The following is a 17,173-nucleotide window of genomic DNA, read 5'->3' as shown; positions in this document are numbered from 1 at the left end:
GGCTGGCGCTGCTATAGCGGTATGGCCATAACGGTACCAGCCCGCGCGATTACTGCCGTGCGCCGGCTATGTGTCGCGTTCATCGGCAGGCCTGGTCTTGCGGTTGTGCAGCCAACGCTGCAACACTTGGTGCGCCGTTTCGCGGCCACCCAGGCCGAACGCCAACGCGCACGCCACGGCCGCCGACCCCAGGATCAGCCCGAACGCCAGATTGACGATTTCGTTGGCCAGCCCCATGAAGCGCAGCCCCATCGCCACCGCCAGGGCAATAATGGCGTACTTCAGAATGGAAGGCAGCCCGCTTTCGCCCACAGAGTCGCCCACCAGCTTGGCCACCAGGCGCGCCATGATGACGCCCACCAGCACGATCACGCTGCCGAACACCACCTGCCCGCCCAGTTCCGTAACCTGGCTGAGCATGATGGCCACGAGCTCGAACTTCAGCAAACTGGCCGCTTCGATCGCCGCAAAAAGCATGATCGCCACCAGGGCGATCCAGCCCGCAATGCGCGACGGGTGCGCATTGGACGGCAGCCCGTCAAAGCCGGTGAGCGCGCGGTCAAAGCCCGTAGACGCCAGCACCTGCTCGATCAGCCCGCGCACCCATTGCGCAATCACATAGGCAATCGCCATCAGCAACGCCGCTGCAAAAATGCGCGGAATCGCATCCAGGATGGTTTGCAGCACAAACACCGTGGGCTGCACAATCGACGCAATACCCAGGGTTTCCAAAGCCGAAATCGCAACGGGAATCACCACGACGGTAAACGCCAGCATACCGGCGGCGCGAACCAGCGCGCCGCACCGATCGCCCGGGGGCGGCGCGTCCTGCGGCGGTGTGGTTGCCGATGTGGAACCCGCGCCGCTCAGGCGGGCGCACAGCTTGTTCCACCTGACCGCGCCCAGCGCGGTTTCGACAATTGTGCGCACAATGCGCGCGATCAGCACCCCCACGAAGAAGATGATGGCCGCGCCCACGATGCGCGGCAGATAGGTGAACACCTCTTGGGTCAGCGCATTGATCGGCGCCATGGCCTGTGTCAGGCCCAGCGGTTGCAACGCCACCAGCAACCCCACCAGCCACACCAGCCAGTAGCCCAGAGTGCCCATCGACGCAGACAGGCTTTCACCCGGGGCCGAGGCACTTTTCTTGAGCCAGGGAATGCCGTCCATCAGCTTGATCAGCGCCCATCGAACTGCGCGGGCAACAAAGTGGGTAACCACCAATATCAGGATCGCTACCAGGATCCTGGGGCCCCAGATCGTTATCTGATCACTAAGATACGCAAGCCGAGTATTACCCTGCATCATTATCCTTCTCCCTTTTGGTTATTGGCCGGCGGGGCATGGAAATGCCGTGGCGTCTCATGGTGCTTCGGGGATTGCATCATGAAATGCATACGCTGGGAAGGGTTTTGCCAGGGTGGCGCCGTCCACAAACAGCGCAACCACCATGTCGAACTCCCGGCGCAGGTCGATGCCAGGCTCCGTAAGCCAGCGCATCAACGCACCCAGATACAGGTAATGAAAATAGGTGGCCAGCTGCCCCGCAGGGCGGTCTGCGCGCAGTTCCGTACGCTGTTGCGCCGCGGCGATCAGCATCGTCCACACCGGCAAAAGCCCATTGTTCTTGTCTGCCGTCGCGCCCGGATCAAACGTTGCGAACTTGTGCCGGATATACGGCAGCAGATAATCAGTGTGCTGCTCGCACCATTGCGCAGATAAGTACAGCACCTGCAAAACACTGCTGCCGAAACTTGCCTGCACATCAACGTGGAAATTCCGGTGGGCAAGATCATTCGCCAGCTCGTCTTCCAGCACACGTTCGAGCAGCGCCTCTTTCACCGAAAAATACTTGTACAGCGTGCGCTTGGACACTGCCGCCTTGGCCGCGACTTGTTCCATTGTCACGTTCGCATAGCCGCGGGACCTGAACAGAAGGCGAGCCACGCGAACAATATGCGCAGGAATCTCGGCACGGCGGTCGGGTCGTACAGGGGGGCGGGGCATGCTGGACGCGTGGTGGTCGATAACGATGAATCTGCTAAAGTATACGTCGTTTACTTAATTGGCGCGCCCATGAAACTAGTCGTTCTTACCTACGGCACCGAAGGCGACACGCGTCCATTGATTGCACTGAGCCACGCGCTGATGCGCGCGGGCCATCAGGTTTCATTGCTAGGCGAAGCGCGATCATTGGGGGCGGCGCGCCAGTTCGCGCTGCCGGTTGCGCCGTTATCCGGTGACATCCGAACGCTGTACACCCACTGGGGCCAGTCCGGAGCGCGAGGCACAGCCAAGGCGCTAGTGCAACTGACCAACGCCAACGCCGCCGCCTGGATGGCGCAAACCCTGCAGGCCGCGCAAGGCTGCGACGCAATCGTAGTGTCGGGGCTGGCTGGTTTCGTGGGACTTTCCGTCGCAGAACACCTGGCGATTCCGGCCATCGGCGCCGGCATGATCCCCCTGACGCCATCGCGCGAGTTTCCATCCCCTTTCCTGCCCCCGTCCTGGGTTCCCGCCCGATTGAACCGAGCCAGCCTTGCCCTGACCAACCAGCTGCTGTGGCGCGCGCTAAAAAACGCGCTGAACCAGGCCCGGGCCGACGTGCTGGGCTTGCCGCCCCGGGCCAGGCTTTGGACCCGGCATCCCATGCTGTACGGCATATCGCCCAGCCTGCTGCCTCAGCCCCAAGACTGGCCCGATCACGCCTTAATGTGCGGCCAATGGGTGCCGCCGCCTGCCGCCGACTTCATTGCACCGCCCGAGCTGACGCAGTTCCTCGCCGCCGGCCCTGCGCCCATCTACGTAGGCTTTGGCAGCATGACAGGCATCGACCTGCCCAGCATGCTGCGCATCGTCGTCAAAGCCCTGAACGGCCGCCGCGCCGTCGTCTGGCCGGGCTGGAGCGACATGGGGACGATGGCGCTTCCAGACAATATCCTGCGCATCGACGCCGCGCCGCACGACTGGCTGTTTCCCCAAATGTCCGCCGTCATTCACCATGGCGGCTCGGGCACATCACACTCCGCCGCCCGGGCAGGCAAGCCATCCATCCTCATACCCTTTGCCGGAGACCAGGCGTTCTGGGCGGATAGATTGCATCGGCGGGGCATCGCGGCCAAGGCGGTCGATGCAAAGCGGTTGAACGTCCACACGCTTGCCCGAGCGATCGCTTTTGTAGAGCAGCCCGGCGTTGCCGCGCGCGCGGCCGAGGTCGGGCGCGCTATGGCGAAAGAGGATGGCGTGGGCGTGGGAGTAAGAATGATCGAGACGATGGTGAGTGGGGAAGGGTGGAAGAAGTAGTTAATCCGGAAAGCAGGATCGCGTGGATGCGCGAAAACTGGTAGAACGGCTGCTACTCGCCTTCGATACAGTACAGCTGGGCTTGTTCCAAACCGACCGACATCCGAAAAAAGGTTAGACGCGACAGTGCGATTGGAAATAGACACCCAATACGGCCTGATCGCCGTAGTTGACGAGCCGACCTACACCTTCACGTCCCAGGACAACGTCCGTTCATATCCGCGTGAATTGCGTCTTTCAAGCGACTCGCTCACGTCCATCCACGGCCTTGAACTGGACGGCCACCGCGTTCTGGTCATCGGCGCCACGGGAGGACGTTCGGCGGCACATGCCCATTCAGCAGTGGCGATAGACGATAAGCTTTACCTGGCTGTCGGCAATCGGGTGGCGTGTTTGGCGATAGCGCCGTCCCTTGAGCTGGCCTGGTCAACGAAGGTCGATACCGCTACTTGCTTTGGTGTCTATTGGGAGCCAGACCGGGCCGCCCTGATCTCCCATGGCGAACTCACCATTGCGCGCTTGTCACTACAGGGCGACTTGATCTGGCAGGCTGCGGGGAAAGATATATTCTGCGAAGGGTTTCGTTTGCTGCCCGATTACGTTGAAGCAGTGGATTTTTCTGGGGGCGTGTATCGGTTTGATTATGGGGGTCGTGGGGTGGTTGTTTGATGGTAGAGACAAAGGCTATGGCGGGAACTTGGTATCAGTTGGGGACGGCCTGCAAGGGGAGCTAGAGGTGTTGCGGCAGGGATTTGTCGCTATGGCGGGCAGGAAGAACGCCCGCGTGCGCACGATGTATGTCAACGAAAAGCTCAAGGCTGAGATCGTGACGGAGATCCTTGCGCACGACTGAGTGCGTCGGTGTGGATCGGCTGCGCGGCGTCGGGTGTTCGCCAGGCCTGCTTTGGAGAATTTCGGTGGGGTGGAATTGTGGCCGAGTGAGCACCGACCGCGTGTAATGCATGCGTATCCGTTGTATACGCGGTAGAGGGGAGGTGTCAGGAGGTCTCGAATAATATCCAAGGGCAGAAATGAGCTGGCACTCGTGGCGGGGGATTTTGAGTGGGTGATTTATAGTGTTTCTACAGGGAAACTCGGCGAATTTTAGCGTAGGTTGGAATAGGAAAAACCAGGATCAAGTCAGTAGCGCATTTTTTACTGAATTAGGCGAGCTGACTGCCGCGGCTGCCCTGTACCGATATTTCGGTACAACGGCATAACAGAAAGATTCTACAAGGCAGAATGGCCAGCCTTGCATTGGCGGGAATGCTTGCTGTTGGCGCCGGCAACTTACGCAGCGCCGCGACAACTATGACGATGGGATCACGACGCAATATGCATGGTTACCAACAACCTTAGAGGGGCTGTGGAACCGCGCGGGACACTGATGGTGAAGGATGAGCGACTAGCTGAGTGTGTGGATGACAGAGTCACCGCTCAAACGTTCCAGCGCCGTTGCCCCCATTGCTGGCTGGCAAATTCGATAAAACGTTGAAAAGCTGCTTTTTAGGGCAGCCCATTGCGATCGCCGGTTACCCAGCGATCGAGGAGAAGTCAACTCACCCTTCAGCGGGAAGTGTAGCATTAATACGCCCGTTTAAGCTCTTTTTTCTCTAGGGAATTAAGAAGATCAATATCTTGCCAATCTGTATGCCAGGAACGGCCGCCAGAAACTCCTAAAAATTCTCTGACCTCGGCGGCGTTAGGAAAAGTCTTCCCAAAAGTAGAATAAAACGTCGTCAGCCATTGTGATTTATTCTGCTCTGGAATAAAAGGGCAGCTAAGTAGGTCAAGAAATAAATATGCTTTTTCACTATTAACCAGAATATCAGACATATTTTTTAGCTTTGACCTCGCAGATCTAATAATCTTCTTTTTTATCGACTTGTACTGTTCATTGTTTCTTATGTAAAAAAGACACGAGATTATTGTGAAATATGAAAGCTTTCTGTCTTTAATGAAAAGTTCATCCAAGACCCGCGGAGGGAGAAGATGATGGTCTCCTAACTCGCGAATCGCAAGTGCAACATTTAAATATTCTAGATTTACAAAGCCATCAACGCTTTCCGCATGTGGCTTGCCACATTGTTCCAGTAGGAGACGCGCTGCTAAAGTGTATATGTAGTGAAAGATGGTGCTGGAGTGGATAGGTAAATACTTCTTTGAAAATCTGCAAACTAATATTAGGGAGGTGCTTAGCTTGTAAGATGCTCCAACTGAAGGGGCTACGCTATATAAGAAAAACAATATATCAACTAGAACTTCGATGGCGGTAAAGTAGTCGTTCTGTAAATCGGCATCGCAATTATCTAATTCCTCGTTTACTAATTTTTTTACCCGTTCAGTGATGACGGAAATCAGGAAAGAGGCGACGTCATCGTAACTGGAAGAGTTGGCTGAGCAAAGTGATTTTATTGAATCAACGTAACTCTTAGTCAGTTTCCATTTCGAGAATATTCGCTTCGGATATAGGGAACCGGTAGTGGGCTCATCTAAAAATTTGGAAAGAAAGTCATTTGTGTTTCTTCCTGCTTCATGGATAAGGCGAGATTTAGCCGTTAAAAAAGGGCGGCGAAGAGTCGTGGACTTGGCTTGGTTAGCGTGTAGGTTAAAAGATAATAGGACATCCGAATAAACTTCGTAGATGTGCTGCGCGGTTTCTTCATTAGGGGTGAAGATAAAAACATCGTCCACGTATCGACGGAACGCATAGTCTGCACCAAACTTGCGACCATGTAGCTTGGCAATTACCCTGCGATCAACCTCTTGAAAAATAATTTCAGCAAAAACGCGGCTAGCTTCTGGACCGATTGGGATTCCGTTCGTCTCGTTATGATTTCCATGCCTAATAGCTTCGTCAAAATCCTGTGCAAAAGTAGATGAGACTTGAACATGGTTTTTCGTAAATTCCTTGGATTTAACAGCCCATGATAGGCAGTGGGTATAAATGCTGTCGAAGCATTTCGAGACGTCGAGAGTGCTCAGTATAGAAAATTGTTTTTCCAGGGAAAAGTAGTCTCTTGAATTAAAAAATTTATACAGACGATCGTAACCCAAGTAGGAAAAAAAAGAAGGTGTGTGCTTGACATAGCGATCGAGGCTTGTTAGCGCCACAGCGCCTTTCTTGTACTGATTTAAATTCTCCCATGAGGTCTTGCTATAAAAACTTCCCGCAATTTTGTGAGGTGCGCGGATCGATGCAGGACTGTGCGAACAATAGTGCAGTATTAACTGCTCATATTTCTGATAGAAGCACTTCATTTTCCACTGAGATAAGGGATGCAGAAGCGCTAAGCGTCGAAATTCTTTTGAGTTTTTTCGAATCTTATATAGATAAGGGCTTGTTGAGCTTATCCTTTTAGGGAGTTCTTTTCCAAGAATGAGAGTGTCTGTAATTGTCTTCTGTATTGCCCCAGCCGACTCAAGCAATGATATTTGATTGTATAGTCCATCGTTTGAGAAAATTATTGGCGTCTCAAAAGGCAACGTTTCGGTAATTAGAACGCGATTGTAATCAGAGCGCTTAATTCGGTTTCTCTTCTTCATGCCGCCTCAATATTCCCAGCACATTTGGATTTCCTTGAGTCTCGTCCCGGAAAAGTGTACGAAAGTTGCCTTTTTATGCCCGTCAGTGAAGCTATGAGACAATAGCCGTCTTTTTTGCGCTCCTGTTAGGAGGGGGAAGGTCCGAGAAGATATGCGCCCTGTTCTAGACAGAATTGCATTTTTTAAGAATCGGTCCAGTGCCGCCATTCCTCCGGCGTCAGTTGCTGCTAGCGGATAACTATGAAAAATTCCCGCGATTTTTTTTCCACCGGCCTTTGCGTTATAGACGCTAAAATTTTTTGTCAGAAATCTAATTCTGTCCTGTAGCAGCGAAAAATCCCCCGTTCTCAAAAAATCAAGAAAGGATCTGGATATTCTCTTTTTAAATCGAGATATTTTCTTGTCAGCTATATCCACGACAACTATGCGATGGTGTGCGCAGGGGAGCTGGTCGCTATTTCTTTCGGGTTCGCTGACTTTGAAAGAGTAGCCCAAATAATCAAAGCGAAACAGAGTTGTCGCTATGGCGGATGGCTTTGTTGGGCTAACCCGGTTTTCTGCTCCAATTATTTGACGCTTTGAAGGGTTGAAATTCAAACCTGAAGGCAAGAAATTCTTAACTTGACGGACAAAGTCGGCTTCGTTTTCTCTCGCCGATGTAACTATTATAATGTCATCGACGTATCTGGAGAAGAAGAACACCTCTTGATGGCTAGCTACTTTATAGTCGAATTCTTTCATTAAGTGCTCGACCAACGCTGCGCTAAGTGCGAGACCACGGGGTATTCCGGTGCCGCCAAGAGCGGCATGACAAGACAGCAAATCGTGCAATAATCGCTTGCTCAACGGACTAAGTTCAGCGATTTCGTTAACTTTCGACATCACATAAGATGCTTTGAAAGACTCGTAGAAGCTTTTTATATCGAGGCGATAAATTCGAAAAGGAACGCCTTCCTCTAGTAGCAAGCGTAAGTTCGACACAATCTGTGTGCGCCCTCGCGGCACTGTTCTCGTCACCTCCTTAATGTTTATGCAGAGCTTTCGTGCGACTAGCTCTTCCCAGAGGTTTTTAAAAACAAAAACTCTTCGCCCGTTCAAAGGGAAGGTCGTAAGTGGATTCGCTGAAACTACAAATCCGTTAGTGGAGCAAGTTATTGCTTTACTAAGCATGTTTTCGCGGAATGCGTCCAGATGCGCAGGCGCAGTTATTCCGACGAAATCGGGCTTATTGAAGGCTTGCGCCAGTGTTTTCTGGTTAAAAGATTGGTCGTGCACTGGTTTGTCTCCGCGCTTGCAACACAATAACCGGCGACAGCCTATCCTGAACTAGTCCCCAAACCCTAAATTCCTTCGTCATGACGAAGACTTGGGGGGGCGCTAATGCGTCAGCGCGCGCATAGTTAACTGCCGATCGCCAGCGGCTGCGTTCGGCATCCGATATGGTTTGCGGGGCTGTTGCCTGCATTTACCCGTGCCAGCCATGGTGTCTCCTTGCTGTGGGTAACTCGATCTTACAAGAAGTATGGGAAATTTGGTTTAGGTACGCGCAGCCACAGAGGTGGTGTGCTGAGTGTCTTGTTTTACCTGCTATGGACGCCAATATCGGCTGCGTACTAGCCGTAGTTTCCAAAGAAGCTTTGCCTCTCTGGGCTCTCCACCCTCGCCGGCGGGAGCCTCGGGAGCAGGGGTTGCGGGCTCTGGCCCGGAATTCCTTCCCTCGGGCATAGCGTGGGGCGCTCCTGCCGCGTCAAGGGGCCGTGTCTGCTACTGACACCGTTTGGCCGGAAGAGGGGTCAAGGGCGGGACCGGAAGCCGCAGCCCGAAGCGCAGCGCAGGGAACGGGCGAGGATCCCGGGCGAAGCCTTCACCCTTGATGCCTCTGGAAGCCATGCAGCCTGTCGGCCGGGGGGAGAAACTAGGCGAAGCCGCTGGGCCCGCCCCCGCAGCCCGTTCGGCAAGAACGGACACGGGATGCAACCGAAGGGGTTGCCCAAGCGTGGCGCCGAGATATGTGCGCCCATGAATAAAAAGGCCTCGCTGATGGCGAGGCCGATGCGGACGCAACATACACATCACTTACCGTTGACGGAGCCGCCCGTTGCCGGTCCCCGTTCTTGCCCATGTTCTGCAAGACGTGTTGCCGATAGGTTGGATCCCACATGATTGTTGCCCGCAATCATGCTGTTGGCTCGCCCAGCAGTAACCATCATGCCCGGCTGCATATCGCAACGAGTCGTCTCGAAGGTCAGGGCAGTGCTGCATCAGTTCAAATGAACGATCTGCTGCGTACCGGTGTACCGCAAATACTGCAGTTGCTTGTTTTGATAAGCGGCGCTGGCGGTATCCGGCGTGAGATTGCTTTGCCATTCCTGTGCCAGGCCAGCGCGGTTCCAAGCCGCAAGGTCAGCGGCAACCTGATCGCGGCTGAGCGTGGAGTGGCTTGCCGGCACGTAGGTCTGCTCTTCGTCATGCAGTTGGCCGTTCGACCTGGCGGACGCCAGCTCAGCCGCTACGGCGGCGCGAGTTTCGGTAGATTGGCTGGCGGGAACATCAGTTTCCTCGGCGGCGTACCCGTAAGAACTCAGACCTAATACAGAAAGGGTCAGGGCAGTGATAGCGAAATGGGTTTTCATGGTGGCTTTCCTTAGGATGCGTGGGATAGATAGTGGGCGGCTGTCGTCAAGTCAGCGCAAGGCCGCCGTCGACTCGTAGTTCGGTACCCGTAATAAAGGTGCTGTCGTCCGAGCTCAGGAATACTGCGGCGCGAGCGAGTTCGTGGGCGCTTGCCAGGCGTCCGAGCGGAATGGCGTGGGCCATGTGTTGTTCGAACGCCGGCCGGCGCTGTTCCGAAACGCCCAGCTTGGCGAGTATCGGAGTATCGGTGGGGCCCGGGCTCAGCACGTTCACCCGAATTCGGCGCGTTTTCAGTTCTAATGCCCAAGCTCGCGCAAAGGCGCAGATCGCCGCCTTGGAGCCGGCATAAACAGCGTGGTTGTCCAGCACCTTGGTGCTGGCGATTGAGCCGGTCAAGATAATCGAGCCGCCATCGCGCATCAGAGGCAGTATCTTTTTGACGCCGAAGAACACGGCCCGGGTGTTGGTTGCGAATTGTTCATCGAAGCTTTGTTCGCTGACGGCCTCGGTGTGTTCGATACGGTTCATGCCGGCATTTGCCACATACATGTCCACCGCACCAAAGCGTTTTCCGACCTCGGCGGCCAATCTGTCATGTGTTTCCAGGTCGGCCACATCGCCGACGATGCCAAAGGCGGCGCTGCCCAGTTCAGTGACGGCGTGGTCCACCGCTTGCCGGCGTCTTCCCAGAATGGCGACGCACGCCCCTTCAGCGATGAAGGCTTGCGCGATGGCGTAGCCGATGCCGCTATTTCCACCCGTAATAACGGCCGTTTTTCCAGATAATGAGTTCATTGGTGTTCCTTTGTGAGCCAAGCCGCCTGCATACGAAGCCAAGGGCCAGGTCTTGCCTCGCCGCTTCAGGCGGCGCGCGCGGGTGTGGCGGTTTCTACGATGAACGCGAGCAGATCTGCGTTGATCTGGTCCTGATGTGTGGCGGTCAGGCCATGGGGCGCGCCGGGGTAATAGATCTCGCGCGATTTGCTCACGAGCCGAGCGGCTTTTTTGGCGGCGCCGTCTACCGGCACGATCTGGTCATCGTCGCCGTGCATGAATAGCGTCGGTACCGTGATCTTTCCGAGATCTTCCGTGAAGTCGGTTTCGGAAAATGCCTTGATGCACTCATAGGCGTTCAACTGGCCACTTTGCATGCTCCAAAGCCAGAATTGGTCCAGCAAGCCTTGCGATACCTTTGAGCCGGGGCGGTTGGCGCCATAGAAGGGTGCGGCAAGGTCTTTATAGAATTGAGACCGGTCGCTGGCGACGCCAGCACGAATTCCGTCGAAGACCGACAAAGGCAGTCCGTCGGGGTTCGCCGCCGACTTAACCATCACCGGCGGCACCGCACCGATCAAGACGGCGCGTGCCACGCGCGCGTTGCCATGACGAGCAATGTAGCGGACTACCTCGCCGCCGCCGGTGGAATGGCCCACCATCGTAATCTGGCGCAAATCCAAGGTCTCGATCAGCTGAGCCAGATCATCGGCATAGCCGTCCATGTCGTTGCCCGTAGAAGGCTGCGACGAACGGCCATGCCCGCGGCGATCATGGGCGATGACACGAAAGCCCTTGCTGGCGAGAAACTGCATCTGGCCGTCCCACGCATCGGAATTCAATGGCCAGCCGTGCGAAAAGGTGACCACGGGGCCGTCACCCCAGTCTTTGAAATAGATTTGCGTGCCGTCGGCGGTGGTAATGGTGTTGCGCTTCATGGTGGGTAACTCCTGGCTTGGCGGGGCGTGGTTGGGTGTTGGGTGGTGATGCCATCGTAGGGATGTCTCGCACGGCGCGGTAGACATGCGGCGGGAAGCACGCTGTTGCGTCATAGGCACCATTGCCCAGGCGCCGAAGGCGTCGCTGTCGTGTATCGCCCCCGCAGTACGAGACGGGCCCGGGCCCGTCTTACGCAGTAAAATCTGCGCACCGCTACAGGCCGGGCCTGAATTGATCAGGCCATGACGTCGCCCCGTGGCGGCGGCCCGGCGGCGGTACGGCTGTCGTCCGCCCTTAGAGTTTCTGGCGTGACCCACTCATGACCGACTCTGTGCAAGTGTTCGAACGGTACCGGCAGCGCCTGTACGGCATCGCCTACCGCATGCTGGGCGCGGTCGCCGACGCCGAAGACGTGGTGCAAGACGCCTGGCTGCGCTGGCATGGCGCCGAGCGCGCGACGCTAGAAAATCCCGAGGCCTGGCTGGTTCGGGTCACCACGCGGCTGGCGCTCGACCGCTTGCGGGCAGCCAAGGCCGAGCGCGCCAATTACGTGGGAGTCTGGCTTCCCGAACCCATGTTGATGCCTGTGCCAGTCACTCCTGAACAATTCCAGGAGCAGGCAGACGATGTGTCGGTGGCTTTCCTGTTCATGCTCGAACGCTTGTCCCCTGGCGCGCGTGCGGCATTCCTGATGCGCGACGTGTTTGGCGCGAACTATGATGACATCGCCCAGACGCTCGGCAGAACCGAGGCGGCGGTGCGCCAACTGGTAAGCCGTGCCAGGCAGCAACTGCGCGGCGGCGAGCCGCGGCAGTCCGTGCCTCGCGCCACGTTGCGGCGCTTGTTGACAGCATTTTCTGACGCGATGCAGTCGAGCGACTTCCACGGCTTGCATGCTTTGTTGAGCGACGACGCGCAACTTATTGGCGACGGTGGCGGCAAAGCTACCAGTTTTGCCAGCCTGGTTGGCGGCAAACGCCTGGCCCAATTGTTTTATGCCGGTAAGCGACGGTTCCGCGAGGCGCTGCACACCGAAATACATGAAATCAACGGGCAATGGGCCCTGCTGCGCTTTATCGACGGCGAACTCGAGTCCGTACAGTCATACGAAACCGACGGCGAACGCCTGACTCGTGTGCTGGTGCAGCGCAATCCCGACAAACTCAAGCGCATCGCGAAGTCGCTGGGACGCGGTTGAACAGGCATTCTTGCCTACCTTTGGTGCGTGGCGCTCAACACGGTGATCCCTAGTGTGGCGGTACCGGAATATCTTCAGAGATCCTACGATGGGATGGCCAATCATCATCAAAGGAGATCCCATGTTCCATATCCGCACACATGGCTTGCGCTGCGCGGCCGTTGGCGCGCTGCTGTTTGCCAGCTTGGTTGCGCACGCCGGCCCGGCACACCACAGCGCCCCGGCAGGCAGCGCCGCCGACCCTACCGTTACCGCCTTGATGACGCAGTCGTTGCCGAACTTCCCCGGCAACGAAGGCATGATGATCATCGTTGACTACCCGCCCGGCGGCGCCGACCCCGTACACCGCCACGATGCGTCCGCCTTCGTCTATGTGCTTGAAGGCAGCATCGTCATGCAGGTAGAAGGCGGTAAGGAAGTCACCCTGCGGCCGGGCCAGACCTATTACGAAGGCCCGAACGATATTCATCTTGTGGGGCGCAACGCGAGCCAGACCGAGCCGGCCAAATTCCTGGCGGTTCTGATCAAGAAACAGGGGGCGCCAGCGCTGATCCCCCTGAAATAAACCAAGAAATTTCAGTAATGCAGTAAAAGATCTGCTTAACTGCTTGATTAAAAAGGCCTTTGTTGAATAAGGCCATTTTTTTTGCTTGGCGCGTCACAAACTGACCGGCTGGTACGTCTTAGTGATTAGAATCAAACTACTCACGGCGGCACCATCATGACGACACCTTCCACTGCGTTTTCAGTCGCACAGCCGACCCAGGGGCGCAACTCGCTGGCCGAAAGTTTTGCGATCAGCTACGCAGGCGTGACAGCGTTCATCGCCGTGGCCGCCGAAGGCAACTTCGCCAAAGCCGGCGACCGGCTGGGCATTGGCCGCTCGGCGGTCAGTCGCAGCGTACAAAAGCTCGAAGACCAGCTGGGCACGCGATTATTCGTGCGCACCACGCGCAATACGTCACTGACTGCGGAAGGGCAGCGCTTTTACGAGCAATGTCGACCGGGCGTCGAGCGCATTGTGCAGGCGCTGGACAGTATGCGCGAACTTCGTGAAGGCCCTCCGGCCGGAGAGCTGCATGTTTGTTCAACGGTGGGGTTCGGGCGCAAAGTGGTGGCGCCGCTGTTGCGGGGATTCTGCGACACCTACCCCGATGTATCGGTAGAGCTGGTGCTCGATGATGGCCCCACCGATTTCAGTGCCGATCGCATCGATGTGTCTTTTCGCAATGGGCGCATGGAAGACAGCCAGATCATCGCGAAAAAGATCATACCCATGCAGATGCTGCTGTGCGCATCGCCAGCCTATGCGGCCACCTATGGGCTGCCGGCCAGTGTGGAAGACTTGGCCAAGCACAAGTGTGTCAATTTCAGGCTGGCATCAGGCCGGGCGTTCGAGTGGGAATTCAAGATAGGCGGCCGGCTGCACAAAGTGTCGCCGCCCGCCAGGCTTACGTTCAATGACGCCGACCTGGTGCTGCAAACCGTGCTCGAAGGGCAGGGCATCGCGCAGATGGCGGGTTATCAAGTATGCGAGCATTTGCGTGACGGCACGTTGGTGGCCTGCCTTCCGCAATATGCCCCAGAGGACCGAGGCCATTACCTGTGCTTTCTCAGCCGCCAGCATTTGCCCGTTCGCATGCGCGTATTCATCGACTACATGACCGAGCACATCCGTGCCCTGGATCTGCAGACCCTGGACAGCGTGCTGACCCCGGCGACTTGATTTTCACTGGGTCAGCGCGACCACGCTGTGAATGCCGCCCTGGGCCATTTTGGAATAGGGGCACAAGCGTTCGGTATTACGCACCAGTTCCTCGGCCACTGCCTTGTCGAGCCCGGGCAGATGAATATTGATATCAGCTGTCAGCGCAAACAGGCCATCGACCGGGTCGCGCCCGAACGCAACAGTGGCCGTCACTGCCGCGTCCGTCAGGACGACGCCGGCGCGCTCGGCCAGCATGGCCAGCGCACCATGAAAACAGGCGGCATAGCCTGCGGCGAACAGTTGCTCCGGGTTGGTCCCACCCCCGTGGCCGCCCAGTTCGACGGGCAGCCGCAGCTCGACCGCCAATTCGCCGTCGTCCGAGATCGCGATGCCCGAAGCGCGTCCGTGCGCGGCTTCGCCGCCGCGCACCGTGACGCTGGTCGTGTAAAGAGGGTGGAAGTCGCCACCCCGGTACTTTTCGAGGATGGACTGCGGAGGGGGCTGCAAATTGCTCATGTATATCCTCGAATTTCCCGTTGCTACTGCGTCCGTGACCGGTCGAACCACGCTTCGAAGGTTGTCGCGCCCAGCCAGGGAGCAGGCCCGGGCACCAAAGTGGCGTCATCGAGTTGTGCGCCGAAATAGCGCGCTGCCGGATCCGCCCGCACCTTGCGCGCATCGCCAATTTTATCCATGTAGCGCTGCACCAGCTCCGCCAGGCGTACCCGATGCGGGCCGGCGATTTCCACCGATGCGTTGACAGGCGGGGCCAGCGTGGCGTTGGCCATGGCCAGCGCCACGTCGTCTGACGCAATAGGCTGCACAAAGGCGGGTGAAAGCACCACCTCGTCATCCACCGTGGCAGATTGCACAATGCCACCCAGGAACTCGAAGAACTGCGTGCTTTGCACAATGGAAAAAGGTATGCCGCCTGCCTGAATCAATGTTTCCTGGGCAATCTTGCCCCGAAAGTACCCGCTTTCGGCCAGACGATGCGTGCCCACCACCGACAACGCCACATGGTGCCGAACTCCGGCGCGCGCTTCGGCTGCCAGCAGGTTGCGCCCCGATGTCTGGAAGAAATCAAGCACCGCCTTGTCTTCAAAAGACGGTGAGTTGGCCACGTCCACAACGGTCTGCACCCCCGCCAACGCTGCGTCCAGGCCTTCGCCGGTAATCGTGTTGACACCGGTAGCGGGCGAGGCGGCTATGGCTTCATGGCCGCGTTCTTCGAGCAGGCTTACCAGCTTTGAGCCGATGAGGCCCGTGCCGCCAATAACAAGGATTTTCATGTTCTGCTCCTTAATTGAACTTGGCTTTGTCCAGGCCATACGCTTTATCAGCCGAGCCAGGCACAGTGCGGAAGCCCACATTCAGGCGGTTCCATCCATTGATCGCCATGACGGCAAAGCTAAGGTCAGAGATTTCCTTTTCCGACAGCTGTGTGCGCACGCGTTCGTATATTTCGTCGGACACGCCATGCTGGCCCAGCGTCGTCAGCGCTTCCGTCCAGGCCAGGCACGCGCGTTCGCGTGGCGAAAACTCAGTGGATTCCCGCCAGATCGCGACATGGTGCAGGCGTAGTTCACGCTCGCCGTGAATCTTGGCCTGCTTGACGTGCATATCCAGGCAGAAGCCGCAGCCATTGATCTGTGAAGCACGAACCTCGATCAGATCCAGGATCGATTGTTCAATTGCGCCCGATTTCAGCAGCATTCCAAATTCCACGAACTTCTTGAACAGTTCGGGAGATTGCGAGTAGGCATTCAGTCGTTGGGCCATGATGGTTCCTTGGTAGTTGATATTTCAGTGCGGGCAGCGGGGCGCAGGGGCACCCCTATTGATGCCCAGGGAAGGCGGTCAGTAATCCCAGAGAACGGGCACCCAACGAAAGGCGTCGCCGTCGATCATGACGCGACCGATCGAGGGAAACGGAAGGTGCGCGGCGGCAAGCAAGCCGCGGTTTTCCGCGAGTTCACGAAACAGCCCGATCCGCACACGCGCCGATTCTTCGGGGTCGTGTTCAAAGCCGTTGTGCCACTCGGGATGGTCGAAACCAACCGGAAACATGGCGTCGCCGGCAAAGGTGAGTCTTGCGTCGCCGGATACCAGGTCCACTACGCTATGGCCCGGGGTGTGCCCGCCCGTCATTCGCACAAACACGCCCGGCCCGACTTCGCACTTGTCATGAAAGACATGTATCCGGTCGCGATACTCGTTGTAGAAGCTGGTGGCCGTCGTGCGCAGAACATTGGGAACCGGCTTCGGCATCAATGTCTGCGAGAAATCGGGCGACACCCAGAAGTCCACCTCTGTAGCGCAGACATGGATGCGTACATGCGAGCCAAGGCGCTCTTTCATATCATCCACCAGCAGGCCGCCGACATGGTCCATGTGCATATGCGTAATGATCACGTCCGTGATCGACTCCAGCGCGATGCCCGCGGCCTGCAGTCGTTGCGGCAGCTGCCCCGCACGAGGAAAGCCGGAGAACTGGCCTCCCAAGCCCGCATCGATAAGAATCGTCTGGTCGCCACTGCGAGCCACCATCACGTTCAACGGCCAGTCGAAGGCATCGGGCGGCATGCACATGTAATCCAGCCAGTTCGCAAGGTCTGCCGGGTCTGCATTGGTAGCCATCGTGGCGGTAGGCAAGGGCAGTACACCGTCGCTGATCACCAGCGCTTCGATCTTGCCGATCTGAATCGCGTAGCGGGACGGAACCAGGTCCTTGGGTGGCTGGACGGTGGAAGACAAAGGTGTTTCAACAGCAAGCATGGTCGTTTCTCCAGGTTAGGTCGCGGACGGAGCAGGAACATGCGGCGTCGTCCGGCGTGAAGCCCATCCCTTTCAAACCAGCTTGGTATGCCGGCAACGGCTTGCCCTGAATGCCCGGGGGTACCGGTTTGCAGATGCGCGCCGTATAAACGAAAAGGATGGCTGTATCCTAGGAGCGCGCGAGAATGCGCGGTAGACACATGCCGGGAAGCATACTGTTGATAATTGGGCACCAATCGCGGCGGGTCGCCGGTGCGCGCAGAGCGGCGAAAGCTGGTAGCGGGGAGATG

Annotated in this window: 16 protein-coding genes; 5 read left to right on the top strand and 11 right to left on the bottom strand. The window is 57.1% G+C overall.

Translation table 11 applies throughout. From position 1 onward, the window contains the following. Nucleotides 1–66 precede the first annotated feature (66 nt). Both CAL19_RS16190 and CAL19_RS16185 read right to left on the bottom strand, forming a co-directional pair. Nucleotides 67–1,308 carry a mechanosensitive ion channel gene (locus CAL19_RS16190; RefSeq protein WP_283162365.1) on the bottom strand — a complete coding sequence of 414 codons (1,242 nt, stop codon included), beginning with the start codon at nt 1,306–1,308 and terminating at the stop codon, nt 67–69. A 57-nt stretch (nt 1,309–1,365) separates the two neighbouring features. Next, a complete protein-coding gene (locus tag CAL19_RS16185; RefSeq protein WP_094797393.1) occupies nt 1,366–2,010 on the bottom strand; it encodes a TetR/AcrR family transcriptional regulator in 645 nt (214 codons plus the stop codon). A 69-nt stretch (nt 2,011–2,079) separates the two neighbouring features. Between CAL19_RS16185 and CAL19_RS16180 the strand changes: the two genes are divergently transcribed. Then, nucleotides 2,080–3,306 carry a glycosyltransferase gene (locus CAL19_RS16180; RefSeq protein ID WP_094797392.1) on the top strand — a complete coding sequence of 409 codons (1,227 nt, stop codon included), beginning with the start codon at nt 2,080–2,082 and terminating at the stop codon, nt 3,304–3,306. Nucleotides 3,307–3,432: 126 nt separating this feature from the next. Further along, nucleotides 3,433–3,975, top strand: coding sequence for a hypothetical protein (locus tag CAL19_RS16175; RefSeq protein ID WP_094797391.1), 543 nt, complete (start codon nt 3,433–3,435; stop codon nt 3,973–3,975). A 915-nt stretch (nt 3,976–4,890) separates the two neighbouring features. Here the strand turns inward: CAL19_RS16175 and drt3b are convergent. The 5 genes from drt3b to CAL19_RS16145 all read right to left on the bottom strand — a co-directional run bounded on the left by drt3b (nt 4,891) and on the right by CAL19_RS16145 (nt 11,198). Continuing rightward, entirely contained in the window at nt 4,891–6,852 is a 1,962-nt protein-coding gene (drt3b, locus tag CAL19_RS16165; protein WP_094797389.1) for an antiviral reverse transcriptase Drt3b, read from the bottom strand. A 6-nt stretch (nt 6,853–6,858) separates the two neighbouring features. Beyond that, nucleotides 6,859–8,127 (bottom strand): antiviral reverse transcriptase Drt3a, encoded by a 1,269-nt coding sequence (gene drt3a, locus CAL19_RS16160; protein ID WP_094797388.1) that lies wholly within the window; start codon nt 8,125–8,127, stop codon nt 6,859–6,861. A 986-nt stretch (nt 8,128–9,113) separates the two neighbouring features. Beyond that, a complete protein-coding gene (locus CAL19_RS16155; RefSeq protein ID WP_038852739.1) occupies nt 9,114–9,485 on the bottom strand; it encodes a DUF4148 domain-containing protein in 372 nt (123 codons plus the stop codon). A 46-nt stretch (nt 9,486–9,531) separates the two neighbouring features. Continuing rightward, nucleotides 9,532–10,281 carry an SDR family NAD(P)-dependent oxidoreductase gene (locus tag CAL19_RS16150; protein ID WP_094797387.1) on the bottom strand — a complete coding sequence of 250 codons (750 nt, stop codon included), beginning with the start codon at nt 10,279–10,281 and terminating at the stop codon, nt 9,532–9,534. A 65-nt stretch (nt 10,282–10,346) separates the two neighbouring features. Next, nucleotides 10,347–11,198 (bottom strand): alpha/beta fold hydrolase, encoded by an 852-nt coding sequence (locus tag CAL19_RS16145; RefSeq protein WP_170941556.1) that lies wholly within the window; start codon nt 11,196–11,198, stop codon nt 10,347–10,349. Nucleotides 11,199–11,518: 320 nt separating this feature from the next. Between CAL19_RS16145 and CAL19_RS16140 the strand changes: the two genes are divergently transcribed. From CAL19_RS16140 to CAL19_RS16130, 3 genes are all read left to right on the top strand, one after another. Then, nucleotides 11,519–12,397, top strand: coding sequence for an RNA polymerase sigma-70 factor (locus CAL19_RS16140; protein ID WP_094797385.1), 879 nt, complete (start codon nt 11,519–11,521; stop codon nt 12,395–12,397). A 121-nt stretch (nt 12,398–12,518) separates the two neighbouring features. Beyond that, nucleotides 12,519–12,962 (top strand): cupin domain-containing protein, encoded by a 444-nt coding sequence (locus CAL19_RS16135; RefSeq protein ID WP_094797722.1) that lies wholly within the window; start codon nt 12,519–12,521, stop codon nt 12,960–12,962. Nucleotides 12,963–13,118: 156 nt separating this feature from the next. Continuing rightward, nucleotides 13,119–14,123, top strand: coding sequence for a LysR family transcriptional regulator (locus CAL19_RS16130; protein ID WP_094797384.1), 1,005 nt, complete (start codon nt 13,119–13,121; stop codon nt 14,121–14,123). 3 nt (nt 14,124–14,126) lie between these two features. Here CAL19_RS16130 and CAL19_RS16125 read toward each other — a convergent pair whose 3' ends face one another. The 4 genes from CAL19_RS16125 to CAL19_RS16110 form a co-directional block, all read right to left on the bottom strand. Next, a complete protein-coding gene (locus CAL19_RS16125; protein WP_026641485.1) occupies nt 14,127–14,621 on the bottom strand; it encodes an Ohr family peroxiredoxin in 495 nt (164 codons plus the stop codon). Between the two features lie 23 nt (nt 14,622–14,644). Further along, complete coding sequence (locus tag CAL19_RS16120; RefSeq protein WP_094797383.1) at nt 14,645–15,397, bottom strand: SDR family oxidoreductase; 753 nt, start codon at nt 15,395–15,397, stop codon at nt 14,645–14,647. Nucleotides 15,398–15,407: 10 nt separating this feature from the next. Next, entirely contained in the window at nt 15,408–15,887 is a 480-nt protein-coding gene (locus tag CAL19_RS16115) for a carboxymuconolactone decarboxylase family protein (protein ID WP_094797382.1), read from the bottom strand. A gap of 78 nt (nt 15,888–15,965) precedes the next feature. Beyond that, nucleotides 15,966–16,883, bottom strand: a complete 918-nt coding sequence (locus CAL19_RS16110; protein WP_094797381.1) for an MBL fold metallo-hydrolase — start codon at nt 16,881–16,883, stop codon at nt 15,966–15,968. Nucleotides 16,884–17,173: the final 290 nt, after the last annotated feature.

Origin of the sequence: Bordetella genomosp. 7, assembly GCF_002261265.1 — a bacterium.
Lineage (GTDB): Bacteria > Pseudomonadota > Gammaproteobacteria > Burkholderiales > Burkholderiaceae_B > Bordetella_A.
The sequence above is the reverse complement of the archived record's forward strand: the minus strand, read 5'-3'. Positions and strand labels throughout refer to the sequence as shown.